Source organism: Rhodococcus ruber, from assembly GCF_027270735.1.
GTDB classification, from domain to species: Bacteria; Actinomycetota; Actinomycetes; order Mycobacteriales; family Mycobacteriaceae; genus Rhodococcoides; species Rhodococcoides rubrum_A.
The window spans coordinates 588,131-611,824 of the sequence record NZ_JAPWIJ010000002.1 but is presented as its reverse complement, the minus strand read 5'-3'; the positions used below and the strand labels follow the sequence as shown (position 1 = coordinate 611,824).

At 63.5% G+C, this 23,694-nt stretch carries 22 protein-coding genes and 1 tRNA gene; 6 read left to right on the top strand and 17 right to left on the bottom strand.

What is annotated here, in order from left to right; translation table 11 throughout:
* Positions 1–114: 114 nt before the first annotated feature.
* Complete coding sequence (locus tag O4220_RS06625; RefSeq protein WP_269602890.1) at positions 115–606, top strand: flavin reductase family protein; 492 nt, start codon at positions 115–117, stop codon at positions 604–606.
* A 245-nt stretch (positions 607–851) separates the two neighbouring features.
* Positions 852–1,838, top strand: a complete 987-nt coding sequence (locus tag O4220_RS06620) for a hypothetical protein (RefSeq protein WP_269602889.1) — start codon at positions 852–854, stop codon at positions 1,836–1,838.
* 133 nt (positions 1,839–1,971) lie between these two features.
* On the opposite strand, the gene O4220_RS06615 is transcribed toward O4220_RS06620, so the two are convergent.
* Positions 1,972–3,807, bottom strand: coding sequence for an acyl-CoA dehydrogenase (locus O4220_RS06615; protein WP_269602888.1), 1,836 nt, complete (start codon positions 3,805–3,807; stop codon positions 1,972–1,974).
* A gap of 79 nt (positions 3,808–3,886) precedes the next feature.
* On the bottom strand, positions 3,887–4,510 hold the full coding sequence (locus O4220_RS06610) for a class I SAM-dependent methyltransferase (protein ID WP_269602887.1): 624 nt from the start codon (positions 4,508–4,510) through the stop codon (positions 3,887–3,889).
* 220 nt (positions 4,511–4,730) lie between these two features.
* Between O4220_RS06610 and O4220_RS06605 the strand changes: the two genes are divergently transcribed.
* Positions 4,731–5,165 carry a MarR family winged helix-turn-helix transcriptional regulator gene (locus tag O4220_RS06605; RefSeq protein ID WP_269602886.1) on the top strand — a complete coding sequence of 145 codons (435 nt, stop codon included), beginning with the start codon at positions 4,731–4,733 and terminating at the stop codon, positions 5,163–5,165.
* Between the two features lie 6 nt (positions 5,166–5,171).
* Here O4220_RS06605 and O4220_RS06600 read toward each other — a convergent pair whose 3' ends face one another.
* The 5 genes from O4220_RS06600 to O4220_RS06580 form a co-directional block, all read right to left on the bottom strand.
* On the bottom strand, positions 5,172–5,333 hold the full coding sequence (locus O4220_RS06600; protein WP_269602885.1) for a hypothetical protein: 162 nt from the start codon (positions 5,331–5,333) through the stop codon (positions 5,172–5,174).
* Between the two features lie 171 nt (positions 5,334–5,504).
* Positions 5,505–6,179, bottom strand: a complete 675-nt coding sequence (locus O4220_RS06595) for a TIGR04282 family arsenosugar biosynthesis glycosyltransferase (RefSeq protein WP_269602884.1) — start codon at positions 6,177–6,179, stop codon at positions 5,505–5,507.
* The gene (locus tag O4220_RS06590; RefSeq protein WP_269602883.1) at positions 6,176–6,829 is read right to left on the bottom strand and encodes a glycosyltransferase family 2 protein; all 654 of its coding nucleotides are present in this window, start codon (positions 6,827–6,829) and stop codon (positions 6,176–6,178) included. The genes O4220_RS06595 and O4220_RS06590 overlap by 4 nt, the downstream gene beginning before the upstream one ends.
* The gene (locus O4220_RS06585) at positions 6,822–7,880 is read right to left on the bottom strand and encodes an NAD-dependent epimerase/dehydratase family protein (RefSeq protein ID WP_269602882.1); all 1,059 of its coding nucleotides are present in this window, start codon (positions 7,878–7,880) and stop codon (positions 6,822–6,824) included. Before O4220_RS06585 ends, O4220_RS06590 begins: the two co-directional genes overlap by 8 nt.
* On the bottom strand, positions 7,877–8,674 hold the full coding sequence (locus O4220_RS06580; protein WP_269602881.1) for an S-methyl-5'-thioadenosine phosphorylase: 798 nt from the start codon (positions 8,672–8,674) through the stop codon (positions 7,877–7,879). The genes O4220_RS06585 and O4220_RS06580 overlap by 4 nt, the downstream gene beginning before the upstream one ends.
* 45 nt (positions 8,675–8,719) lie before the next feature.
* On the opposite strand from O4220_RS06580, the gene O4220_RS06575 reads away from it, so the two are divergent.
* The gene (locus O4220_RS06575; RefSeq protein WP_420030319.1) at positions 8,720–10,069 is read left to right on the top strand and encodes a hypothetical protein; all 1,350 of its coding nucleotides are present in this window, start codon (positions 8,720–8,722) and stop codon (positions 10,067–10,069) included.
* Here the strand turns inward: O4220_RS06575 and O4220_RS06570 are convergent.
* From O4220_RS06570 to O4220_RS06550, 5 genes are all read right to left on the bottom strand, one after another.
* Positions 10,056–10,721, bottom strand: a complete 666-nt coding sequence (locus O4220_RS06570) for a methyltransferase domain-containing protein (RefSeq protein WP_269602880.1) — start codon at positions 10,719–10,721, stop codon at positions 10,056–10,058. The two genes, O4220_RS06575 and O4220_RS06570, sit on opposite strands and share 14 nt — an antisense overlap.
* Positions 10,718–11,188, bottom strand: coding sequence for a hypothetical protein (locus O4220_RS06565; protein ID WP_269602879.1), 471 nt, complete (start codon positions 11,186–11,188; stop codon positions 10,718–10,720). The genes O4220_RS06570 and O4220_RS06565 overlap by 4 nt, the downstream gene beginning before the upstream one ends.
* 91 nt (positions 11,189–11,279) lie before the next feature.
* The gene (locus O4220_RS06560) at positions 11,280–11,978 is read right to left on the bottom strand and encodes a hypothetical protein (protein ID WP_269602878.1); all 699 of its coding nucleotides are present in this window, start codon (positions 11,976–11,978) and stop codon (positions 11,280–11,282) included.
* A 162-nt stretch (positions 11,979–12,140) separates the two neighbouring features.
* Positions 12,141–13,727, bottom strand: coding sequence for a GMC family oxidoreductase (locus O4220_RS06555; protein ID WP_269602877.1), 1,587 nt, complete (start codon positions 13,725–13,727; stop codon positions 12,141–12,143).
* A 34-nt stretch (positions 13,728–13,761) separates the two neighbouring features.
* Positions 13,762–15,486, bottom strand: coding sequence for an aldehyde dehydrogenase family protein (locus O4220_RS06550; RefSeq protein ID WP_269602979.1), 1,725 nt, complete (start codon positions 15,484–15,486; stop codon positions 13,762–13,764).
* Positions 15,487–15,676: 190 nt separating this feature from the next.
* Here O4220_RS06550 and O4220_RS06545 point away from each other — a divergent pair, with 190 nt between their 5' ends.
* Positions 15,677–16,855 (top strand): PucR family transcriptional regulator, encoded by a 1,179-nt coding sequence (locus tag O4220_RS06545; RefSeq protein ID WP_269602876.1) that lies wholly within the window; start codon positions 15,677–15,679, stop codon positions 16,853–16,855.
* Positions 16,856–16,859: 4 nt separating this feature from the next.
* Here O4220_RS06545 and O4220_RS06540 read toward each other — a convergent pair whose 3' ends face one another.
* From O4220_RS06540 to O4220_RS06520, 5 genes are all read right to left on the bottom strand, one after another.
* Positions 16,860–17,816, bottom strand: a complete 957-nt coding sequence (locus O4220_RS06540) for an esterase/lipase family protein (protein ID WP_269602875.1) — start codon at positions 17,814–17,816, stop codon at positions 16,860–16,862.
* 266 nt (positions 17,817–18,082) lie between these two features.
* Positions 18,083–18,156 (bottom strand) — tRNA-Gly (locus O4220_RS06535).
* A 32-nt stretch (positions 18,157–18,188) separates the two neighbouring features.
* The gene (locus O4220_RS06530) at positions 18,189–19,970 is read right to left on the bottom strand and encodes a bifunctional diguanylate cyclase/phosphodiesterase (RefSeq protein ID WP_332112800.1); all 1,782 of its coding nucleotides are present in this window, start codon (positions 19,968–19,970) and stop codon (positions 18,189–18,191) included.
* Positions 19,971–20,087: 117 nt separating this feature from the next.
* Positions 20,088–22,205 carry an Rv1355c family protein gene (locus tag O4220_RS06525; RefSeq protein ID WP_269602874.1) on the bottom strand — a complete coding sequence of 706 codons (2,118 nt, stop codon included), beginning with the start codon at positions 22,203–22,205 and terminating at the stop codon, positions 20,088–20,090.
* The gene (locus O4220_RS06520) at positions 22,202–22,915 is read right to left on the bottom strand and encodes a hypothetical protein (RefSeq protein ID WP_269602873.1); all 714 of its coding nucleotides are present in this window, start codon (positions 22,913–22,915) and stop codon (positions 22,202–22,204) included. The genes O4220_RS06525 and O4220_RS06520 overlap by 4 nt, the downstream gene beginning before the upstream one ends.
* Positions 22,916–23,055: 140 nt before the next feature.
* Here O4220_RS06520 and dcd point away from each other — a divergent pair, with 140 nt between their 5' ends.
* Positions 23,056–23,634: a dCTP deaminase gene (gene dcd / locus O4220_RS06515; RefSeq protein ID WP_032377592.1), complete on the top strand. Its 579-nt coding sequence runs from the start codon at positions 23,056–23,058 to the stop codon at positions 23,632–23,634.
* Positions 23,635–23,694: the final 60 nt, after the last annotated feature.

Genomic DNA, 23,694 nt, shown 5'->3' with positions numbered 1-23,694 from the left:
GACCGATCAGGTGTTTGCTTGTAACAGGGAATTGCTCGAAATGAATGTGTCCGCGCGGGGGTTGCACTACACAGGTGCTTCACTGCACTCGACCACCGAAAGGGAGCAGTACCTATGACGCTCACACGTACCGTCCTCGATCAGCAGACGCTGCGTGAGGCGTACGCGCAGTTCCCCAGCGGTGTCGTGGCGATCGCCGCGAAGATCGACGGCGTGTTGGTGGGGCTGGCAGCGAGCAGTTTCGTTTCGGTGTCGATCGATCCGCCTTTGGTGGCCGTCTGTATTCAGAACACCTCGACGACGTGGCCGAAACTCGAATTGGCTCCCAACATCGGTGTCAGCGTTCTCGGCGAGGCGCACAACGATGCCGTCCGAACTCTGGCGGCCAAAACCGGCGACCGTTTCGCTGGGCTGGATCTCACCGTGACCGACGGCGGAGCCGCGTTCATCGTGGGTGCGACGGCCTGGCTCGACACCACCATCGACCAGCAAATCCCCGCGGGCGACCACACAATCGTGTTGCTGCGCATCCATTCGTTGGACGTGCAGAGTGAAGTGAACCCAATCGTGTTCCACGGCAGCAAGTTCCGCAAACTGCAGCAGTAGCTGCTGGTCGGCATCGCTCGGCTACCGGCCCTCCAATTTTCGCAAACGCGCGCGCACTTGCCGAACGCGCGCAGAATTGTTGGCGAATCCGCTGAAATCTGACAAACGCGCGCGCGTTTGCGACGTCGAAGCGCGGGCAGATCCAACTGGTACGCCGGTACCGGTATTCATCCACAGGTCCTGAGTTGTGCACAGACGGCCCTTCACCGGTCCGAATCGGACTGCGTGTGGTCGAGACTCGGAGAATGAACGATGACCGAATGGTGCGACGAACGGAGGCGCTGGCGAACGGGTTTGCCGATCACGAGTTGCGAGCTCTGTACGAGCGAGGGGGATGGGTGCGTCTGGTGAACGGCGTCTACGTTCCGTCGTCGAGGTTGGCCGAGTTGTCCGAGCACGAGCGGCATCGACTGTTGATCGATGCGATCCTGCCGTCCATTTCCGGAGACCATGTCGTCAGTCATCGCTCGGCTGCCCTACTCCACGGATTGCCCTTACCCAGAGGAGGTTTCGACAAAGTCCACGTCACCCGGCATCGCCACGGCGGAGGTCGAAAGAATTCGGCGATCATCGTGCACTGTGCACCATCGGTGCCGAGGGTGTTGCTCGACGGTATCTCGGTGACGTCCTTGGCCCGGACGGTGGTCGATCTCGGCCGCACCGAGACGTTTCTGTCGGCGGTGATCGCCGGAGACGCAGCCATGAGGAGTTGTGACCCACACGAGGTCGCCGCGGAGTTGAACCGCGCTCGCGGGTGGAAGGGTGTGGCGCAGGCGCGACGGGCTGTGCGACTGATGGACGGCCGCAGTGGCAGCCCCGGTGAGTCGCAGAGTCGAATCATGTTGCGTGAGGCCGGTTTCGATCCGGAGCCTCAGGTGGAGATTTATGACGCCGACGGTAACTTCGTGGCTCGCATCGACTGGCTGATCAACGGAATTCTCGTCGCCGAGTTCGACGGCAAGGTCAAGTACACCGAGTATCTGCAACCGAACGAGAGCCCCGGCGACGCGGTGTTCAAGGAGAAGTTACGGGAGGACGCGGTTCGCGATCTCGGCTATCCGGTGGTGCGTTGGACGTGGGCAGATCTGGCCCATCCGAAGGAGTTGAAGGCCAGAATAGCTCGCGCCCTGAAGCGGGGCGCTGCCCTCCCGCCGCCGCAAGGGAGTGTGCGAAGCACCTCCTGTGGACCGCAAACGCGCGCGCATTTGCTGAACGCGAGCGAAATCGCGTGAGAATCCGCGCCATTCTGACAAATGCGCGCGCGTTTGCGGTAGCACCGGACGACTGGCCCACGACCCCGCCCAGCTCGACAACGAACAACGGCCGCACCCGTGAACAGGTGCGGCCGTTGCTTTTGTCAGTGGATCAGAACGCTGCTTCGTCCAGTTCCATGATGTCGTTGTCGATGTTGGTCAGGATTGCTCGCGTCGCGGTGAGCTGCGGCAGGATGTTCTTGGCGAAGAACGAGGCCACTGCGATCTTGCCCTCGTAGAACGCCTTCTCCTTGTCCTCTGCACCGTTGTCGAGTGCGGTGATGGCGATTTCGGACTGACGCAGCAGCAGCCAACCGATGAGCAGGTCGCCGAAGCCCATCAGGAATCGCACCGATGCCAGGCCGACCTTGTACAGCTCGGTGGGCTGGTCCTGCGCGCCCATCAGGTGCTGGGTCATCGAGGTGACGATGGCCTGCACGTCTTCGAGGGCGGTGGCGAGCAGTGCGCGCTCGGCCTTGAGGCGGCCGTTGCCCGCTTCGCTGTCGATGAACGACTTGATCTGTCCGGCAACGTGAGCCAGAGCAACGCCGCGGTCGCGGGCGATCTTGCGGAAGAAGAAGTCCTGCGCCTGGATGGCGGTGGTTCCTTCGTACAGCGAGTCGATCTTGGCGTCACGGATGTACTGCTCGAGTGGGTAGTCCTGCAGGAAGCCTGAGCCACCGAAGGTCTGCAGCGACTCGGCCAGCACCTGGTAAGCGATTTCCGATCCGACGCCCTTGACGATGGGGAGCAGGAGGTCGTTGACGCGGTATGCGATGTCTGCGTCGGCGTCCGAGACCTGCTTGGCGGTGATCGGATCCTGGTGCGCAGCGGTGTAGAGGTAGACCGCACGCAGGCCCTCGGAGTACGCCTTCTGCAGCATGAGGCTGCGGCGAACATCGGGGTGGTGCGTGATCGTGACGCGCGGTGCGGTCTTGTCGGTCATCTGCGTCAGATCGGCACCCTGGACGCGCTCCTTGGCGTATCCGAGTGCGTTGAGGTAGCCGGTCGAGAGGGTTCCGATTGCCTTGGTGCCGACCATCATTCGAGCGTGCTCGATGACGTCGAACATCTGCGCGATACCCTTGTGGACCTCGCCGACGAGCCAGCCCTTGGCGGGGACGCCGTGGCCACCGAAGGTGAGCTCACAGGTGGTGGAGGCCTTGAGGCCCATCTTGTGCTCGACGCCGGTGACGAATGCGCCGTTGCGCTCGCCCAGTTCGCCCTTCTCGAAGTCGAAGAGGACGGACGGTACGAAGAACAGGCTCAGGCCTTTGGTGCCCGGTCCGGCACCTTCGGGGCGAGCGAGAACGAGGTGGAAGATGTTCTCGAACAGGTCGTCCGAGACTGCCGAGGTGATGAAGCGCTTGACGCCTTCGATGTGCCACGAGCCGTCGTCCTGCTTGATGGCCTTGGTGCGGCCTGCGCCGACGTCGGATCCGGCGTCGGGCTCGGTGAGCACCATCGTGGCACCCCAGCCGCGGTCGACGATGACCTTGGCCCATTCCTTCTGCTCATCGGTTCCGTTGTGGTACAAGATGTTTGCGAATCCGGGGCCTGCGGAGTACATGAAGGCTGCGGGCTGCGAGCCGAGAAGCATCTCGTTCATGCCCCACAGGAGGTTGCGGGGAGCCGGGGTGCCGCCGATTTCCTCGTCGAGTCCGACGCGCCACCACTCACCGTCGTAGAGCGCCTTGAACGACTTCTTGAAGGATTCCGGGAGCTTGACGCTGTGGGTATCGGGATCGAAGACGGGCGGGTTGCGGTCTGCATCGGCGAAGGACTCGGCCAGCGGACCCTCGGCCAGGCGCACGACCTCGCGCAGCATGTCGCGGGCGACTTCGCCGTCCATGTCGCCGAAGTTGTCGCCTTCGAGTGTCTCGTCGAGTCCGAAAAGCTCGAAGAGGTTGAACTCGAGGTCCCGAAGGTTGCTCTTGTAATGGCCCATTGCTCGTTCGCTCTCCAGTCGGTGGTGCGGTCTCGTGAGTACCGCCCAAGTTAGCTACTCGTCGGTAACTTAAGGGATATTACCCCCGATCCGGTTTGCTGCCAAGGGCGGACCTACTCGCCAGTAGCAATGCGTCGATCGCAGTGCCGTCGCTCACGTCCCGATACCGATTCTCGGCGGTCACCGTGGTCAGGCGGGAGTCGATGTCGGACACCAAATCCTGAGGCGTGTAGAGGATTTCGATCTCTTGGGGGCCGCCGACGCCGGACTCGATGTTGGAACTGTGGTGCCCGAGAATCATGAGGATTCCTTCAGGTTTCAGCGCCGACACTGCGGCCGAGACGGCCTTTCGTCGTGCTTCCGGGGGCAAGTGCAGGTAGAACATGAGAACCAGGTCATAGTTGGGTTCCGTTGCCAATTCCGTCACATCGGCATGTATCCAGGTCAGGCGCTCGCGCACCGACCGCGGGGCCGAGTCGGCAACGCGACTCGCCCGTGTCAGCGCCACCGAGGAGAAATCGACGGCGTCGACGGTCCAGCCGCGGGTTGCCAACCAGATGGCATTTCGACCCTGGCCCGACGCGAGATCCAGTGCGCGACCACGTTTCAGCGTTGTCGCTACCTCGACCAATGTCGCATTCGGTGCCTCGCCGTACACGAGTTCTCGGCCGTCGTACTTGCGATCCCAGTCTGCGGCGTCCACCTCGGGAAGCCTAATGGGGACTCCTGCATCGTGGCGCGCGGCAGCCCGAACGCTTCCTCGAACCGGGCAAGGGGATCGACCGTATCGGGGCCTGTGGCCGGGATCGACGCCGCCGAGGTCGCGGTGGCAACCGTCGATGATCTCCGAGCCCGCCCTACTCGAGGAGTTTCCCGCTTCACCGAATCGGGCGAATGCACCTCGATGTCGTAATCTGGACACTGTGAGTGATCTACCCGATACCGGGCTGGCCAGGGATTTGTCCGTGAGTGCGATGCGGCTGAATCGCAGGCTGCGACTGCGCCATTCCAGTGACAGATTGCCCGTCGCTCAGCTGTCGATTCTGACGACTCTGCTGCGCGAGGGGCCGATGACTACGGGTGAGCTGGCGGCGCGGGAGCGAATAAAGCCACCGTCGGTGTCGAGGTCCTCGCATACGCTGGTCGAGGCGGGTCTGATCTCCCGAGCACCCCACCCGACGGACGGCAGGCAGGTGGTTCTGCAACTGACGGATACGGGGACTGCGGCCGCGCGAGAAGAGGTTGCATCTCGAGAAATTGCGCTCGCCGAACAGTTGGAGGACCTGACGCCACAGGAACGGGAGACGTTGGCTGCCGCCGCAAGCATTCTCACCGAGATCGTCGAACAGGTCGATTGAACCCGGTCAGTTCTCGTGGGGAACTTCGTGATCGAGGGTGTCGACGTCCCATTCGAGGGTCGAGCCCAATTCCTCCGAGTCACCGCGGCGCGCGACGCGACCGAGGACGGTGGCGACAACTGCCGCGCACACCATCCATACGGTAACGACTATCCACAACCCGGTCATGACACACTTTCTAGCACCCGTGTCTGTGAAACCGCCGAGAAACGGTGATTCGGCTTTGTTGCGATTCGATATTGGTCGTCGACGGTTGGGCAATCAGGACATATCGAAGGCGCTCTTCCGCAACAGATGTGGAGTTCTCGGCATCGAGAATCAATTCGGGCAAAACAAACCTCACGTAACGGACTCGATATCCCATTTCGATCGAATTCGGTCCACGGCAATGCGGAATCGGCTGTCCGGTGCGCACACCCGCGATACCGGGTCCAGATCCGATTCGAAATCCACATCCCGTAATTCTTCGAGCATTGTCAACGACGCACCTGCTGCCGTCAGTGCGGCGTGCGTATCGGTGCCCGTCGACGGTGCCGACATGGGTACGTCGAGCAGAGCCCGTGCCATGGCGGGGTCGCGCAGGCCCAGCGCCCACCAGCCGCCGTCCTCGGCCGATCCGAGCACGTCGCTGCCACTCAGTTGCACGGCCGCGTCGGACAACATGCGCGCGGTCACCTGGGGAGTATCCATGCCGATCTGCAATACGGCTCCGCCCGTGGCTGCATCTGCGTGTGCGTTCGCCAGCCGTTCCCCCAGTCCGTCGCCGCGTTGCGTGATCACCGTGAACGACGCCAGCGCCCGGGTCAGTTCATCAGCGCGGGCGGCCTCGGCCAGATTGCCGGTGAGCGCCACGACGCGGTGATCGACGCGAGCTGCCGAGACGGCATCGAGGGTGTCCAGCAGCGAAGCTGCGGCCAACTCGGCTGCAGCGGCATCCCCGATCGTGGCGGCGAGGCGTGTTTTGGCCAGACCGGGAACGGGAGCTTTGGCTACGACGAGAGCGGTGACGATCACGAAAGCACCTTCCAGAAATCCCGCACGGCTGTGATCGTGCCCTTCACCGAGCCCGAGACCTTGGATGTGCCTGCCGTTCTCGGCCGGTAGTCCACATCGTGTTCGGCTACGGTCCACCCCGCCTGGGCCGCCAACACGAGGAGTTGCAGCGGATAACCGGAGCGGCGGTCGGTGACGTCGAGGTCGAGCAGTGCCTGGCGGCGGACGGCACGGATTGCGCCGAGATCGTGAACTGGGAGCTTGTATTTGGTCCGGAGTCGAAGGGACAGAACGGCATTGCCGATCCGCGCGTGCAGGGGTGAGCTGCCCTTGGCCGGTCGTCGACGACCGACGGCGAGGTCGGCGTGATCCAATGCGGCCACGAGCGTCGGCAGGTCACCCGGATCCATCGAGCCGTCTCCGTCGAGGACGCAGACGATCTCGGTGTCGGCGGCGAGGACGCCCGCATGCACGGCTGCTCCGTAACCGGGCACGGATTCGGACACCACGGTGGCTCCGTGGGCCGCGGCGACGGCAGCGGTGTCGTCGGTGGAGTTGTTGTCCACCACGATGGTCCGATACCCCAGCGGCATCGAATCGAGAACTGCAGGAAGCGATTCGGCTTCGTTCATGCAGGGAACGACGACCGTGACCGAACCCGGGTCAGACACGAGGTGGACCCGTACCCTCGGCGTCGCGTAACGGTGCGTCGGCGAATGCGGTGAGGCCCTCGCGAGGCATGACTTGCGCGCGGAATCCCAGAGTCCGTTCGGCCAGTTCCGAACTGGCGACGATGTGTCGAACATCGCCCGCTCGGTACTGTCCGGTGATCTCGGGTGCCGGTCCTCCTCGTGCGTCTGCGAGGATGCCGGCGACTTCACCGATGGTGATCGGTTGTCCCGAACACACGTTGAGAGCGGTGAATCCGTTCAGCTCGGCCGAGATCGATGCAATGTTGGCTGCCGCTACGTCGTGAACGTGGACGAAATCTCGGGCCTGCTTGCCGTCCTCGTAGACCGTCGGAGCCTGGCCGCGTTCGAGGGAGGATCGAAACATCGCTGCCACACCGGAGTACGGGGTATTGCGCGGCATGTGCGGGCCGTAGACGTTGTGGTAGCGCAGTGCTACCACCGATCCGCCGGTAGCAATTGCCCAGGCCGAGGCGTAATTCTCCTGCGCAAGCTTGCTGGCGGCGTAGGTACTCCTGGGCTCGAGTCTCGAATCCTCTTCGACCAGAAGCCAATCGAGTGGCTCACCGGACGAGGGATCGCGGTTGTCGAACATGCCGGCGTCCAGGTCGGCGCGGGAGCGAGGTCGAGGAACGACGGTCTCACCCGACGAATTCAGGTACCGGCCCTCGCCGTAGACCACCATCGAGGAGGCGAGAACCAGTCGGGTGCAACCAGCCTCGTACATGGCGGCGAGCAGGACTGCGGTCCCGTAGTCGTTGTGGCTCGCGTAGGCCGGGGCATCTGCGGCGTCGACGCCCGCTCCGACGACGGCGGCCTGATGGCAGACGACATCCACCCCGCGCAGTGTTTCTACGAGTGCATCCTTGTTTCGGACATCGAGGTCGGTGATCCCATCGGCATGCGCGCCGGGGCCGTGAGCCGATTCGAGCATCGCATCGACGGCGACCACGTCGAGGTCGGCGGTGCGCGCGGAGTCGAGGATGTGGCCGCCGATGAATCCGGCTGCGCCGGTGAGGAGTACCCGTGTCATGGCAGCTCGATCGGCAGGGTGATCCCGGTGTGCACGCGGCAGGTGGGGCAGTCACCGGTCGGAGCGTCTCGAACGGCCGATCGCACCAGGGCCTTGAGTGGTTCGATGTTCTTCTGGAATTCCGCGAACACGTCCACGGCTCTGACGCCCTGACCGGATTCGATGCCGGCATCGAGGTCGGTCACCAGTGCGATCGGTGCGTAACAGAGTTCGAGCTCCCGCGCGAGTACGGCTTCGGGGTGACCGGTCATGTTCACCAGTGTCCAACCCTGGCGGGCGAACCATTGGCTTTCCGCACGAGTGGAGAACCGTGGACCTTCGACGACCACCATGACTCCGCCGTCGATCGCGGTGTCCTGGACGGCCGCCCTGCGCAATTCCCCGCAATAGGGATCTGCGAACTCGACGTGGATTCCGCCCTCGTCGAAGTAGGTCTGCGTACGTCCGGATGTTCGGTCCACGAGCTGATCCGGAACGACCACGGTGCCGGGGCCGTATTCGGGCACCAACGATCCGACGGCACACGGCGCGAACACTCGGCTCACCCCGAGCATTCGCAGAGCCCACATGTTCGCGCGGTACGGCAATGTGTGCGGGGAGTACTCGTGGTTCCGGCCGTGTCTGGGCAGGAACGCGACCTGCCGACCCTCCACCTCGCCCACTGTGATCGGAGCGCTCGGGACTCCGTAGGGCGTATCGAGCACGATCTCCTCGGCGTCGTCGGCGAAGAACGAGTAGAAGCCGCTCCCACCGATGACGGCGATCTCGGCCCGTCCCTGCGCGTCCTTGTTCATCTACTCATCCTCCATCACCGTCGGTCGATATGCTTGTCCGAGGTCGTGTTCGTCAGTAATTCGCAGGGAGAAAACACTATCCGCTACTGGAGAGAAGCCGTCGCCGGCACGTTGGCCGTCGCGCTCGTCGTGGTCGCGTTCATCGTGCCGTATCTGGGAAACGAACTCGTCACTCCCATCATCAACAGAACCCCGCAGCAGGTGCGCGATTTCGCAGACGCGGCACCGCTGTTCGGATTCCGTGAGTTTCACGTCGGCTGGGGAACCCCGTTCGCCGTACTCATTGCCGTGGCGACCGTGCTGTGGGGTCCTACGGTGGCCCGCAGGTTGTCCTGGACGCACTTGTTGTTCGTCGTATGGGGCGCATCCGCAGCATGGACGATGTCGTTGGCGATGGTCGACGGGTGGAAGCGCGGCTTCGTCGACCGGTTGGCGTCGACGGACGAGTATCTGCACGAGGTGCCGGGGATCACCGACATTCCCGCAACTCTGCGCGGATTCTCCGAGAGAATCCTGGACTACCAGGCGGATTCGTGGACCACGCACGTCTCGGGGCACCCGCCGGGGGCGTTGTTGACCTTTGTCTGGCTTGACCGCCTCGGCCTCGGCGGTGGTGCGTGGGCGGCGACGCTGTGTGTGCTGGTGGGGACGAGTGCCGCAGTCGCGGTCGTCCTTACACTGCGGGTGTTGGGCGACGAAAAAATGGCAAGGCGCGCAGCACCGTTCGTGGCCATCGCGCCGGCCGCGATCTGGATCGCCGTGTCGGCGGATGCGTTCTATGCCGGGGTTGCCGCGTGGGGTATTGCCCTGCTGGCGATCTCCACGAAGCGATCTCTGTGGCCCGCGTCGATCGGTGCGGGAGTGCTGCTCGGTTTCGGTATCTATCTCAACTACGGGCTGGTGCTGATGGGCCTGCCCGCGGTGGCGGTACTGATCGCCGGTCGGAAGATTCTGCCGTTCGTTGGCGCGATCGTCGGAGCGCTGATCGTCGCAGGAATCTTCACGGCATACGGATTCTGGTGGTACGACGGATACGAGCTGGTGCAGGAGCGTTACTACCAGGGCATCGCCAAGGATCGTCCGTTCGAGTACTGGGGTTGGGCGAACTTCGCGGCGCTGTTCTGTGCGCTGGGTGTTGCTGTGCCGGCGGCGTTCCCGCGAATTCTCACGCGGGTGCAGCCGATCAATCTGCTGGTGATCGGCGGCGTGGCGGCGGTGGTGATGGCTGATCTGAGTCAGTTGAGCAAGGCCGAGACCGAGCGAATCTGGTTGCCGTTCGCAATGTGGATGCTCATTGCGCCCGCAGTGTTGCCGCTGCGCACGCATCGATTCTGGTTGGCCCTGCAGGTGATCGGCGCATTGGCGGTCAATCATCTGCTGTTCACGAATTGGTGAGCGGCGCAGGCGTCATCTGGGCGAACCAGCGCCCGTCGATCGGTGCCACGTCGATCATTCGAAGGCCTGCTGCCCGGGCGAGATCCGCGGTGGCGTCGGCGCTGACGCTCGACCACGCGAACCAGTCTCCGACCATCGTGTCGGTTTCCCAGCGCACGGTACGGTGCCTGACTCCGTAGTTGCTCGGCGCATCCACCTCGGCGATGACTGCTCCGTGCGGTGCCAGCAGGTCGGCAGCGCGGCGCAGTAGCCGAACCGGATCGCCGCCGATGCCGATGTTTCCGTCCGCGAGCAGCACACAGGACCATTCGCCGGTGTCGGGCAGTGGCTCGAAGATGTCTTTGAGGACGGCGTTGCCGCCGCGACCGATGGTCAGGTCGACGGCTGCTTTGGAGGTGTCGACGCCGAGGGCCGAAACTCCTCGTCGAGCAAGTGCTTCGGTGAGGCGCCCGGGCCCGCAGCCGAGGTCGAGGGTGGGTCCGGTACATCGACTGATCATCGCGTGGTCGGCGCGACGATCTTCCGCGGACGAGGAATCCCCGCCCATCCAGCGGGCTGTCGGCAGACGGTGTCGCGAGCCGTCGGAATCACCTATCCAACAGGGTAATCCGGCTGCTGCACGGTGAAAGAGTGTATCGGCGGTGACGCTCATGCTCGGCTCCGTACGAGAATCAATCGAATGAAGTAAGCGGCTGCGCTCACGGTGAACAACGCGGCGGTGAGCGCGAGCCAACGACCGAGGAAGGGCTCTTGCGTCAAACCGGTTGCGGCCCGATACGACTCCGCACCTTGGGTGAGTATCCCGGGAAAGAACATGAGAAACGTCAGTCCGGCTCCGAGAGCGGGAACGCGAACGTAGTTGATCGGAGACAACGTCCAAGGACGGTGCGTCGATCCGGTGAGAAGTCGGTCGGCGAGCGAATAGAGCGGGTACAGCACGGCGTCTTGCAGCAGTACCGAACCGAAGAACCACACGATGATGGACTTCCACCACACGTCGTTGTTCCACAATGTTTCCGGTCCGGCAATCGCAATGACGTAGCCGACGAGGGCGAACGACATCAGCAGACCGACTGCGTGCAGTGGGTGTCCACCGTAGATCTTCGTGAACGCTCTCATATTCGAGGCTCCTGACCCTGCGATGCAAAGACCCGTGCGCGAGAGTCACCGTCTGTAACGGTGTGCTCTCGCGCACGGGGTCGGGCAGTGATTATGCGGCGGTCTTGACCGTGATGGTGGCAACGCCCACGAGCAGGCCCGGGGTGACGGCGTCGGTCTTGAACGTGTCGTTGAGCAGTCCGGCAGCGGTCTCCGAGATCTTCACCTGGGTGCCCTGCAGGATTGCCGTGTTGTCGGGTCCGGTTGCGAGCGGCTGCAGGGTGCGGCCGTCGAGATCGAACAGAACTGCGTCCGCAGCAGCCTCTTCGCCGTTGACGAGGACGTCACCGGTGAGAAGTGAAGTGCCCGGGTCGATGTCGAAGTTGGTGAGCTCGACGACGGTCTCGCCGGCGGTCAGCGACAGGCCGCTGCCGTCGTGCATGATCTCGCCCTGGACGTAGGGGTCAACGGTGCCGGGCTCCCAGTACTTGACGTCTCCGCCGGTGATCGGGAATCGGATGGAACCGTCTGCGAGAGTGGCAGTTCCGACGACGCCGGGCGTCAGACCCAGGGTGGTCAGTGCGCCCAAGAAACCGGGATCGAGAGCAACCGCGGTGTCGACGCCGTTGCTGAGGTCGGCGACCTCGGCTGCGGGCTCGGGGGTGCTCTCGGTGGTTTCCATTGCCGATGCGGCCGAGGACGTGGCTGCATCGACCGTGCTGGAAGCGTCGTCGCTGGAGCATGCGGCAAGCGGGACGATCGTCATTGCACCGATTGCGGTGGCGGCCAAAGCTTTACGAACAGTGAACATGTCGGTCAACCTTCCGTGCTCGTCTCTCGAGCGTTGTGGGTCATTCGGCGCTGCTTGCCGAGCGGATGGGTTACATCTCGATCCCTGGTGGGAGCGTGAGAACCTGTTACCCGACAAACCGGACTGCCAAACCGGAAAGTTTCCTGATGTTTCATTGCAGATTCAGCGAAGGATCAAATCCGCAGCCCGCTCCCCGATCACCACCGACGGCGCATGGGTGTGGCCGCGAATGATGCTCGGCATGATCGACGCATCGGCCACGCGAAGGCGGTCGACTCCCCGCACCCGGAGCTCGGAATCGACGACGCTGTCGGCGTCGTTGCCCATTCGGGCGGTGCCGACGGGGTGATACAGAGTGTGCGCATTCTGCTCGAGGGCTTCGGTGAGCAGGTCCGCCGGGGAGATGTTCGACGCCACCCTGGGGCGGACGATATCGCCGAGCTCGCCTTTCATCGATGGGGTTTCGGAGATTGCAACGCAGGCCCGTAGCCCTTCGATCATGGCGCGGCGGTCGAGGCCGCCGGGGTCGCTGAGGTAGCGCGGCTCCACGATGGGCTTGGCCAGGGGGTCGGCCGAGCGGAGGGTGATCTCGCCTCGGCTCTCGGGTTTGACGAGTACCGCGCCGATGACGGCGGCGTGCGAATCCTGGCCGACGAGTCCCTCGTCGAAGAACGGTGCCGGTCCGAAGATGAGCTCGACGTCGGGCAGAGCAAGATCTTCTCGGCTCTTGATGAATCCGTACGCTTCGGCGACATTTGAGGTCAGCATGCCGCGTCGGCGGGTGAGGTAGTTGACCAGCTCGGGGATCTTCTCGGCGTGGAAGAGGGAGTCTCTTTCTGTTTTCCAGCCGATGAGGGCGGCCAGGTGGTCGAGGAGATTGCGCCCGACGCCGGGCGCGTGGTGTTGGACGGCGATGCCGTGGGATTTGAGCTGTTCCTGGTCGCCGATGCCCGAGAGCATCAGCAGCTGCGGAGTGTTGATGGCTCCGCCGGAGAGGATCACTTCCTTGTGTGCGCGCACGGTGTGTGTCTGTCCACCGGAGGTGTACTCGACGCCCACTGCCGCGGTGCCTTCGAACAGAACGCGAGTGGCGTGTGCCTCGGTGAGGATGGTGAGGTTCTTGCGCTTCTTCGCCGGTCGCAGGTAGGCATCCGCGGTGCTCCACCGTGCTCCGCGCTTCTGGTTGACCATCGTTCGGGTGAAGCCCTTGGGCTCGGGCAGGTTGGCGGTTTCCAGCGGATAGCCGGCTTCTTCGACGCCGTCGAGGAACGAGGACGTCAGGTCGCGGGGGCTGCGCTGGTGAGAGACGATGAGTGGGCCGTCGGTTCCCGCGTCGAGTGCTGTTGTGCCCTCGATGTTCTCGATCTTGCGGAAGTATCCGACGAGGTTTCGGAAAGCCCACGAGTCGTCGGACACCGCGGCCCACTCGTCGTAGTCGGCGGCGAATCCGCGCACCCACATCATGGCGTTCATCGACGACGAGCCACCGAGCATCTTGCCGCGCGGCCAGTAGATGCTGCGATCTCGGAGCTCCGGCTGCGGTTCGGTCAGGTAATCCCAATCGACCTCGCTACGAAAGAGTTTGGAGAACGCAGCCGGAATGTGGGCGAACTTGTTCTTGTCCTCGGGGCCTGCTTCGAGCAGGATCACCTCGTTGCGAGGGTCGGCGCTGAGGCGATTGGCCACCACTGCGCCTGCGGAACCTGCGCCCACCACGATGTAGTCGGCAGTCTTGTGCTGTGAGCTCATCTTTGTCCTTGAAGTCGTTGCGGGCGCGGAGGTGTCAGCCGCGCAGGGCGGAGGCGAATATCGCAGGCAGCTTGGACCAGGAGGGTGCACCTGCGAACGCAGTGAGCAACTTGCCGGTCGATGCTGCGGTCTTGTTGGTGACGAACCACGGTGGCTTCGGGGAGATGGAGAGTTCCCCGTTGATCAGTGAGCGCGACAGAGGACGGAAGGGGCCACGCACCACCGTTCGCTCGGCACCGTCGATCAGCAATGCGTTGTGCACGATGCCGATTCCGCTCTGAACGTCGTCGACGGTATGACCGGGGTAGGCACCCCAGGTGGCCGACGCGGTGAGGAATCCCAGAGCTGTCCAGGCGTTCACGGCGATGGTGCCGTAGCGCAGTTCGGCGAGCATGGTGTCGAACTTCTCGCCGAGTGCCTTGATGGTGGCTGGGGCACCGATGATGTTGACCCCGAGAGTGCCGGTGAATTCCTCGTTCGCGGCCTGGACTGCTTTGGCAGCGAATGCCGCACCGCTGTAGGGCAATTCGATGACGCCCATGACCGGTGCGAAGTACTCGGTTTGCAGCAGGGGTGCGTACTCACCGGGGTTCAGATCGGTGATGAGCACGCGGCCACCACCGTCGCCCAGTCGTTCCGCGGCCGGGTAGGTGGCGGTGGCGTCGGACACTCTCCTGTCGCTGCCGGGGTAGTAGGGGGCACGTGCCGGTGCGCGGTCGAGTGCCGCGCGCAGAGCGGCGACGAATTCGTCGCGCTGCTTCCATTCGGAGGACAGCACGACGACCTGTGACGCGACACAGTTGTACCCACTGTTGTGCAGGCGTTGGGTGGCAACGTGTTCGGCTTGGAACAAGATGTCGGCGCGGCTCCACTCACCCGGTAGCACGATGGTGGGCGAGACGCCGCCGAGTTCACTGGAGATGTCCTTGGTGAGAATCGGGTCCTTCGCGGCCTTGCGGGCGGCTCCGTCGTCGCCCGTACCGAACACGATCGCGTCGTGTGTGAGGGAACTTCCGGTCATGTGCACGTGGTCGACGCGATCGTGCCGAACCAGATAGGTGCCCACATCGGCTCCACCGGTGAGCAGACGCAGTGCGCCGATGTCGACGAGGGGTGCGAGCACCTTCTCGAACACCGGTAGTAGTGGATCCATGATGGGGTTCAGCTTGAGTGCGACCACCCGATTGAACGCGAGCAACTCGTACAGGGCATCGAGCGGGGCGATCGAGGTGATGTTGCCTGCGCCGAGTACCACTCCGATGCCCGCGGTGTGGGCGGGATCGAGTTGGGCGAGCCCCGCTGTGCGCTGTGCGGTCGCACGATCGATTCCGGGCTTCAGCCATACCTCGCCGGTGAACCCGTTGAGCAGCAGGCGCTCGAAGATGTTGAGCGGGAGCACCGACACCGTCGTCCGCCCGCCGGGTGCCGTCCCGAACTTCACATCGGCCAACGGACTGGTTCCCGCTTCCAGAGCCGTGAGCGTGTGGGTGAGCGCGCCGAGCGCACCGAGGAAGGAGTACGGGCCGGACAGCCATTCCTCGCCGACGAGGCTGGACGAGCTGTCGAGACCCTTGATCGACGAGGCCGCTGTCACCCATTCCTGGGCGTGAGTGGAGGTCAGCGCGTGCATGCGTTCGAGCAGTGCCCGCCGATCGGCGAGGGTGAGCTGTCCCCAGTTCTTCTCGCCCTGAGACAAATCGGTGAGAGCGGCATCGACGGCCGGCTGGGAGTCGGAGCCGGTGGTCGGGACGGGATGCAGGTGCGGGGTGGCTTCGCTGGTCAACTTCTCGGCTCCAGATCGTTGTTCGGATACACGGCTTCGAGTGTGATTGTCGTCGCATTCGTGGCGCGGACGCTATGGGCCACCGCTCTCAATCGAGTCCCACCGTTTGTGCCGTGGCACAGTTCAGGTGTGGCGTGGCTTACACGGGTGCGGTTAGAGTTCTGTCATGACCGCGACCGAACTGGATCTGCATCCGTCACCGACCGATCTGGCCGCGACGATGCTCGACGGCGTCGACGATCTGGCGAGCGAACTGGTGCGTCGGATCCTGGGGGCCGAGCATGCATACCTCGAATCGACGCTGCTCACCCCCGAGCAACTGCACGAGGCGGCGCGGAGCAATTTGGCGTCGATGCTGGGCAAGCTGTCCGGTCGCGCGCCCATGCAGCTCCAGTCGGCACAGGCCGCAGGCCGACTCAAGGCAGAGCAGGGGGTACCGCTGGCGGCATTGCTGCATGCGTTCCGGCTCGGCGGCAGGTTGGTCTGGGACGAGTTGATGCAGCGATCGGACGGCCGGGCGAGTCACGCACTGCTCGACATGGCCGCACAGGTGTGGGCTCTGGTCGACGTGTATTCCGACGAGGCCGCTGAGGCCTATCGGCAGAGTGCAGACATGCGTGCCCGCGAGAGTGCCGAGGCCCGCGGCCGACTCATTCGGGTGCTGTTCGCCGATCACACGGCCAACCCGTCTGCGGCTGCTGATGCGCTACGAGCATTTCGCATTCCCGACCACGGGTACTTCGTGGTGGTCTCGCAGGAGCCGCTGACCACGGCCGTGGGAGTGGACGGGTTGATCGCGCGGCTTCGCGCGGCAGGCACCGAGTCCGTGTGGGATGCGGAGGTCGATGGCAGCGTCGGGTTGATGTGCGCCGCAACCGAATCGGAGATCGATTCCGCACTGGTGACGTTGAGCGAACTGGGTGCGGGGCGGGTCGGGGTCAGTTCGGTGTTTCGGTCCCCGTCGGGTATCGGTGACGCCGTCGGTCAGGCGCGGTTGGCGAGATCCTGTAGCCCTGCCGAGTCGACGCCGGTGCGATACGACTCGGTACCGGTGCCGCTGTTGTTGGTCCGCGATCCGAAGTCGGGTCGCATCGCCTCGCGTCAGATCCTCGGCAATCTACTGGCGTTGCCACGGGCCGAACGGCAGAGCCTGCTGGCCACACTCGACGCGTGGTTCTCGTGCGGTGGATCCACCAAGGCTGCTGCCGAATCGCTGCACTATCACCGCAACACGGTGCTGTATCGGTTACGCCGCATTGCCGAGCTGACCGGTCGAGATTTTCGTGATCCGGTTCAGGCCGCAGAACTGTACGTCGGGCTCAGAGCGCATCAACTGCTCACCTGACACATCAATTGCTGGCAAGCACCACGTCGAGGATTCCGGATCCCAGCGATACCGGGACGCACGTCGGGGGGCGTGCGTTCGCCGGATCCAGGGCGTTGAGCGCCAAGCGAAGTGCAGTGGGATCGTAGGTGAACGTGAAGTGCGCTACCTCGGTGTCGGGGCACACGTCCTGCACCACGATGTTGTGGGCTCCGGGATCCCGAAGTAGCGCATTGGTATACGGCTGAATCACTTCGTCGACTCTGGTGGCGATGGACGTGTACTCGACGCCGGGCACGGTGTCGCCGCCGGAATTGAGGCGATCGAGAAAGTCGGATCCGGCCATCAGTTGCGTCAGCCCGGGCCCGAATTCGCCCGCCACCAGATTGGTCGCACCGGGCACAGCTTGTACGACGGGCGTCGCTCCGTACATGGTGCCGCCGTAGGTCGGCGATGCTATTCCCACCCAGCGACGGACCATGGCGTCACCGCCGAGTCTGTTGACGAAGTATCGTGCGACCGCAGCACCCTGCGAGTAGCCGACCACATCGACCGCCGCGGCCCCGGTCGTGTCCAGGATGGACTGGGTCATCGATTTCAGTTGTGCCGCACTGTCTTCGATGGCACCGTAGCCGTTGCTCGTGCCGTCGGGGGATGTGCCGTAGTTGATGGCGAACACGCAGAATCCGGCTGCCCGGAGTATGGGGGAGAAACCGGCCCAATCGGAGTACGCAGTGGAGTCTGTGCCGTGCACCAGGACGACGGGGTCGGGGTGTTCTGCGGTGGGGGTGCAGCTCATGTCGTTGGACCCGGGTGGGGCGGCGTCGCGGTTGGTTGCCGCGTAGCGGATCGCGTCGGCGTGATCGGGTTGTTCGGGCGCTGCGGCAATGGGCATCAGAGGTGTCGCATGTGCGGTAGGCGCGAGTAGTGCTGCGGCAGCGGTGATGGCGAGGGTGATCAAACTCCGACGTGGTCCGCGCATGCACCGACGATATTCCTGTTGTTGTGAAATGTCCCTATGAAAGTGGCCTTCTATTCATAAAAGTCATATACCTTTTTCTTTCCTCCGAATTGTGTCGACAGCGCACATAGAAGAGGCCCGGCCGTCATGGCCGGGCCTCTCGTATGTGAAAAGAGGTCGGATGGTGCTGACGCGGACCCGATCGACATTCATGGTCTGTGGGTCGGCGTCTACGCCGGAGTCTGCCCTCGTTGCATGTTGAACGACGTGCACCCGCGGGCGATCCGTGGAGCCGGTGACGGGAATCGAACCCGCCTCTCAACCTTGGGAAGGTCGCATTCTACCAATGAACTACACCGGCATGGTGTTGCACCGTTCAGGTTAGCAGGGCGCTCAGACGTCGATTCGCACACCGTGCAGCAGGATCAGGGCGTCCTCGGCGGCAACCGGCTTGGAGAACAGATATCCCTGCGCGCGAGTGCAGCCCAGTTGTACGAGGGTGTTTCTCGCGCTCTGCGTTTCGACGCCTTCGGCGATGATGCTGAGCCCGAACGCATCGGCGAGACCGATGATGGACTGGACGATGGCGAGGTCGCCGGTGGTTCCGTTGCCGAGCTCCGTGACGAAGGCGCGATCGATCTTGAGGGCGTCGACGGGCAGTTCCTTCAGGTGCGACAGTGAACTGTATCCGGTGCCGAAATCGTCTATGGCTACCTGCACGCCGAGCTCGCGCAGTTCGCGAAGCGTCACGCGAGTACGTGAAAGATCCTGCACCACTGCTACTTCGGTTATTTCCAGGCAGAGGTTGGGACCGGCTATCGAGAACTCTTCCAGCGCTCTGGCAACAGCACCGACGAAGCCGTTGGTGACGAGTTGGACGGGCGATATGTTGACGCGCATCGAGATGTCGAGTTCGGGGATGTCCCGGTGCCAGTCGGCCAGCGTGCGGCAGGCATGTTCGAGAACCCAGCGACCGAGTTCGCCCGCGAGGTTCGTCTCCTCGGCGACCGGGATGAACGCGGACGGGGGTAGCAGTCCGCGGGTGGGGTGCTGCCATCGAACCAGTGCTTCGACTGCGGTGATCCGCCCCGAGACGAGGTCCACCTCGGGCTGAAAATGCAGAATCAGGGAGTTGCCTGCGATGGCCTCACGCAGGTGGATCTCGACGTCGTTGCGTAGTTCGGAATCGGCATGCATTTCGTCGGTGAACAGAGCGATATCATGACCGCCTGCACGTTTGGCCACCAATGCTGCTCGATCTGCCTGTCGCAGTAGCGATTCCGCGGTGTGTCGGCCGGGGTGGCCGAAGGCGATGCCGATGCTCGCGCTGCGGCTTATCCGTTCGACACCGAGGGTGACGGGTGCGTTGATGGCGTCGGCGATGGCTTCGGCGTGGTGTCTCGCGACGCGGACCGAGCACGGTCCGGCGAGTACGACGACGAATTCGTCGCCGCCAAGACGCGCGACGATGCCGGCCGAATCGCCGACGAAGCTCTGCAGTCGATTCGCGATGGTCTCGAGGAAGTGGTCTCCGGCGAGATGCCCGAGAAAGTCGTTCAGTGCTTTGAGCCGATCGAGGTCGATGTGCATCACTGCGACGGGGCCGGGCATCGTCGGGTCGAGTCGGTCGCGCAGGTGCTGTGCGAGGGCGGTGCGGTTCGGCAGTGAGGTCAGGTGGTCGTGCAAGGCCGCGAATCGCAGTTGTTCCTCAGCGATCACCCGTGCCTGTAGTTGGGAGAGAAGAGCCGCAATTGCTTTGAGCGCGTTGAGTTCTATCTCGGACCAGGAGCGGTCGCCGACTTTGATCAGGCCGAGGATGCCGATGGTTCTTCCCGTGTGCAGCAGCGGCACCACGGCCATCGATGTCGCCGAGAATCCCGATCCCTGTTCGACGCGTCGGCGATAGCCTTCCTGTTGCTGGCCCGGCCGAAACACTGCCGGTTCGGTCAGTGTTTCGGCCAGTCGGAACACCGAGTCGGCGTCGTCGAACTTCACGACGGCCAGCGGATCCGGATCGGGTCTGCTCAGTCGCGGGGGCCATTCGGCACTGAGCACGGTGGCTCTGGCCTCGAAATCGTTGTGCCGGAGGAAACCGAAGTCGATGCCGAGGTGGTCCACGAGTTGTCTCAGAACGGATTCGTAGGCCTCGTGCACCGTCGCCGCATCGACTCCCATGAGCTCGGTTGCGACGCGGGTGACGAGAACCTCGAGCGTTCGTGTGTGCTCCAGTGCCCCGCTCCCGCCTCTTCGCAGACGCAGTGCAGGACTGTTCCCCCTGGTCTCGGCCGGACTCTACCCCGATCCGGGCCCCGAAACAGGCAGTCTGCGACTGTAAATCCCGATTTTCGGGGCGCAACTGAGCCGCAACACCAGCGCTACCGATTCGAGGTCGGTGATGTCGAGGAGCATGCGGAACCTCGAGTTCAACTGCTGCAACGCTTCTCCGCGGTGCATCGACAGCTGCTGATGTTCCTTCGGAGTGCGCGCATACAGGAACGCGGGAGAAACCGGCTGGACGGCGAGTCCGTGCAAATGTGCAGTTACCCAAACGTTCTCCGTTGCATATCCTCCTCGGATGTAATGGCCTGCGGTCGATCCTGGTACGACGATCACCACGAGCGCTGAGCTGGACAGCACCCGATCGCGCATGTCGGACCCCAGTGCCGCGCCGGCGTCCCAGGCATCGACGAGGGCCATGACGTCCGGCCGCTTGACGATCTCGAGCTTGGACAGATCCGCATCGTCGATCCCCAGGCTCGATACCTCGATGCCTCGATTCGGATCGGGATCTCCTGGCCATCTCAACTCCGAGAACATCTCTCGATGCAGATGCGGTGTGAGATACCGAATACGGTCGGCGTCGCCGAGGACGTCCGCAGCCGCAGAAATGGATTCGCGTGCAGTCAGTAGCACGGCTCGCCCACCTTCCGCGGCGGCCGCAGCGACGACGTCTGCTGCGACCCTCGCGTCGAGAGGCTCGGCAGTGCCCAACCCCCGATTGGTGCAGCGTCCGATAACGCCGTCGAGTAGCCGCCGGTCGGTGATCGGTCCGGGGCCGCACTCACGCAAGGCGATCTCGACTCCGTGGTCGGTGATGCGCTCACCGACGAATCTGCCCTGCGCGGCGGCGGCCACGCGAGCATTGAAGGCTGCGGCTCCCACTGCCACGTAGCTGCCACGAAAAGCGATGTCGAGGGTTGAGGTGCGGGATCGGTCGACGCCTATCGTCACTGTGCGTCCGTCGGTCGACATCGTCCACGGCTGACTGTTGCCACCGGACGGTGCGCGTCGAGCAGCGTCGAGAACGGCCGCGTCGGGATCGACGGAGCTCGGCGGCGAACCGTCGGCATCTTCGGCCGGGGTCAGTTCATCCGTCCTGGTCGGAGCCGAACGAGGAGACGCGAGCTCATCGAGGTGGGTGTCGAGGTCGATGCGAATTCGTCCCGACGGCAGGTGGGCTCCGGTGCCGAAGCGTCGAACAGCGGCCGCGACGGTGGCACCACCGAGCTGTACGTCGCCGCCCAGCTGTGGCCACGTCTCGATCGTCTCGCTCACCTCCACCATCGAGGCGGCCATGCGCGCCGAGAGCAGTGCAGCGTCCAGCTGGTCGAGCACTATCGGAATCTTGTCGCGGGTGCCCAGGCCGCGCAGGCTCGTCGAGGCGATGTCTCCGAGTATGCCGTGGAACACCGGGCGCTCGGGTTCGAGGTCGAAGCGTTCGACGTCGAGCAACCCGCGGTCGGATGTCTCCATCAACACCGGGATGCGGCGCGACCTGGCTGCTTCGCGGGCGAGGACCTTGACGTCCAACGAGTCGCATTCCTCCACGAGCAGGTCCAGTCCGTCGAAGAACCCGTCGATGGTGTCCTCCGTGATTCCGTCCTGGACTATTTCTATACGCAGATACGGATCTATCTCCGCAATGCGTCTCGCTGCGACGACCGCTTTGTTGATACCGAGATCGAGGATGGATGCCGGAATTCTGTTGAGATTGGACAGTTCGATCTCGTCGAAATCTGCCAGGCGCAGCGTTCCGCAGATCCCTTCGAGTGCCAACGTGTGGGCAATGGCGTGTCCGACGCTGAGGCCGATAATTCCGATCGTGAGATCTCCCAATGAATTCTGCTCGGAACGGGTTATCTTGTTCCTGTTTCTGTCGAGCCTCAGGTGTCGAAAAGACATGGGTCCGAGAACTGCGACAACCGTTTTTCGCCATGGGAAGTACACCCACCGGTCGTTCTCGTCGAGGAGGCTCTGCTCAGGACTGGGGAGGAGGGTGCGCAAGCCATTCCTCTGGGTCTCGCGCTCGTCCAGAAATGTCAGGCTCGTATCTTGTTCGAGTTCTTTCAGTGCGGCGCACTGCGCGGCGTCCGTCTTGTCGAATATCACAGGCTGCCATGCGTCGCTCATGACGCCACTGCTTCCGGGAGTTCGATGGACGGTCGACGGTGTGCGAGCAAAGTGGCTGTGTTGCGACGCATCCGTCGCCAGGTGGCGAGTTCGGCGTCGAACGCGAGAGTTTTTCTGTCCCACCAGAACACCTCGGTTCGGTAGCGGTTGTCGGGATAGGGAATCGGTTCGATCTGGGTGGCGATGACCGCGCCGGTGGCGAGCCATGAGCTACGGACATGAGAGGCCGCGGTGGCAAGTGCGTACCGCGCGCCGAGCAGGGCGGTGCTGTACGCGGGCGACTCCGCGATCATTGCCGTGACGGCGCGGCCGCGGTGTGCGTCTCGCGCGACCCATGCCGACTTGAGTTCGACCACCCCGTGCGCGATGCGCTCGTCGAGCATCGCGTGAACGTGGCGGCGGCCGTTCGGATACCCGGCGAATTCGACGAGTGCGTGTGATTGATCCACCGAGGAATACGGGCCTTGCACGCGCACCCCGCCGACCATCACCTCGGCGTGATCGAGTGCTGCGAAGAACAGGGTGGTGGTGTTGCCGTCTCGAATGGTCGACATTTCCAGCGCCGAAGCAACACCGTGTCTCGTATAACTTTCCTCTGCGCCGTCGAGGAATCGATCCCACAATGCCGGATTGTTTTTGGGCGTTGCGGCCACAATGCGGCATCGAGATCGATCGTCCTGGTACGACGGAACGCCGGATGGAATTCTCATTTCACTCTTCCTGATAGGAGTTGCCCGAGTGTGAAAGGTGGTGCCGCTCGATTGTCCGGATTTTCTTTTGCCGGGCTACTCACCCTGACCGGGACTCGGGTGTGTCGCGAGAGGCCGTGATGGACCAGTAACCTGCAGAGGTGCTGCTCTCCGACCGTGACATCCGCGCCGAGGTGACCCTGGGCAACCTGGCGATCGAACCGTTCGACCCGTCGATGGTTCAGCCGTCGAGTGTCGATGTACGGCTCGACAAGCTGTTTCGTGTGTTCAACAACACTCGCTACACGCACATCGATCCGGCGTTGCAGCAGGACGAGTTGACGACGCTGGTCGAGCCCGAGGCCGGCGAACCCTTCGTTCTGCACCCGGGTGAATTCGTGCTCGGCTCCACTCTGGAACTGACGACGCTGCCGGACTATCTGGCCGGTCGCCTGGAAGGAAAGAGCTCACTCGGTCGGCTCGGTCTGCTCACCCATTCGACGGCAGGGTTCATCGATCCGGGCTTCAGTGGCCACATCACGTTGGAGTTGTCCAACGTCGCCAACCTTCCGATCACGCTGTGGCCGGGAATGAAGATCGGGCAGCTGTGCCTCTTCCGGCTGTCGTCGCCTGCCGAGAACCCCTACGGCAGCGCCGCCGTCGGGTCGAAGTATCAGGGTCAGCGCGGCCCCACCCCGTCCAAGGCGTACCTGAACTTCAATCAGTCGAGCGTGGACTGACCTCCGAGATTGTTTTCGGCGGGTAAAACATGACGAACGGATGGTTGTAGCAGTACTCTG

What these genes read in the sequence shown, in the direction of transcription:
- O4220_RS06560 (WP_269602878.1), bottom strand. Translation starts at nt 11,978, where the DNA reads ATGTTCACTGTTCGTAAAGCTTTGGCCGCCACCGCAATCGGTGCAATG.
- O4220_RS06585 (WP_269602882.1), bottom strand. Translation starts at nt 7,880, where the DNA reads ATGACACGGGTACTCCTCACCGGCGCAGCCGGATTCATCGGCGGCCAC.
- O4220_RS06530 (WP_332112800.1), bottom strand. Translation starts at nt 19,970, where the DNA reads ATGGGAGTCGATGCGGCGACGGTGCACGAGGCCTACGAATCCGTTCTG.
- O4220_RS06620 (WP_269602889.1), top strand. Translation starts at nt 852, where the DNA reads ATGAACGATGACCGAATGGTGCGACGAACGGAGGCGCTGGCGAACGGG.
- O4220_RS06625 (WP_269602890.1), top strand. Translation starts at nt 115, where the DNA reads ATGACGCTCACACGTACCGTCCTCGATCAGCAGACGCTGCGTGAGGCG.
- O4220_RS06540 (WP_269602875.1), bottom strand. Translation starts at nt 17,816, where the DNA reads ATGCGCGGACCACGTCGGAGTTTGATCACCCTCGCCATCACCGCTGCC.
- O4220_RS06555 (WP_269602877.1), bottom strand. Translation starts at nt 13,727, where the DNA reads ATGAGCTCACAGCACAAGACTGCCGACTACATCGTGGTGGGCGCAGGT.
- O4220_RS06615 (WP_269602888.1), bottom strand. Translation starts at nt 3,807, where the DNA reads ATGGGCCATTACAAGAGCAACCTTCGGGACCTCGAGTTCAACCTCTTC.
- O4220_RS06525 (WP_269602874.1), bottom strand. Translation starts at nt 22,205, where the DNA reads ATGAGCGACGCATGGCAGCCTGTGATATTCGACAAGACGGACGCCGCG.
- O4220_RS06545 (WP_269602876.1), top strand. Translation starts at nt 15,677, where the DNA reads ATGACCGCGACCGAACTGGATCTGCATCCGTCACCGACCGATCTGGCC.
- O4220_RS06570 (WP_269602880.1), bottom strand. Translation starts at nt 10,721, where the DNA reads ATGAGCGTCACCGCCGATACACTCTTTCACCGTGCAGCAGCCGGATTA.
- O4220_RS06600 (WP_269602885.1), bottom strand. Translation starts at nt 5,333, where the DNA reads ATGACCGGGTTGTGGATAGTCGTTACCGTATGGATGGTGTGCGCGGCA.
- O4220_RS06565 (WP_269602879.1), bottom strand. Translation starts at nt 11,188, where the DNA reads ATGAGAGCGTTCACGAAGATCTACGGTGGACACCCACTGCACGCAGTC.
- O4220_RS06580 (WP_269602881.1), bottom strand. Translation starts at nt 8,674, where the DNA reads ATGAACAAGGACGCGCAGGGACGGGCCGAGATCGCCGTCATCGGTGGG.
- O4220_RS06520 (WP_269602873.1), bottom strand. Translation starts at nt 22,915, where the DNA reads ATGAGAATTCCATCCGGCGTTCCGTCGTACCAGGACGATCGATCTCGA.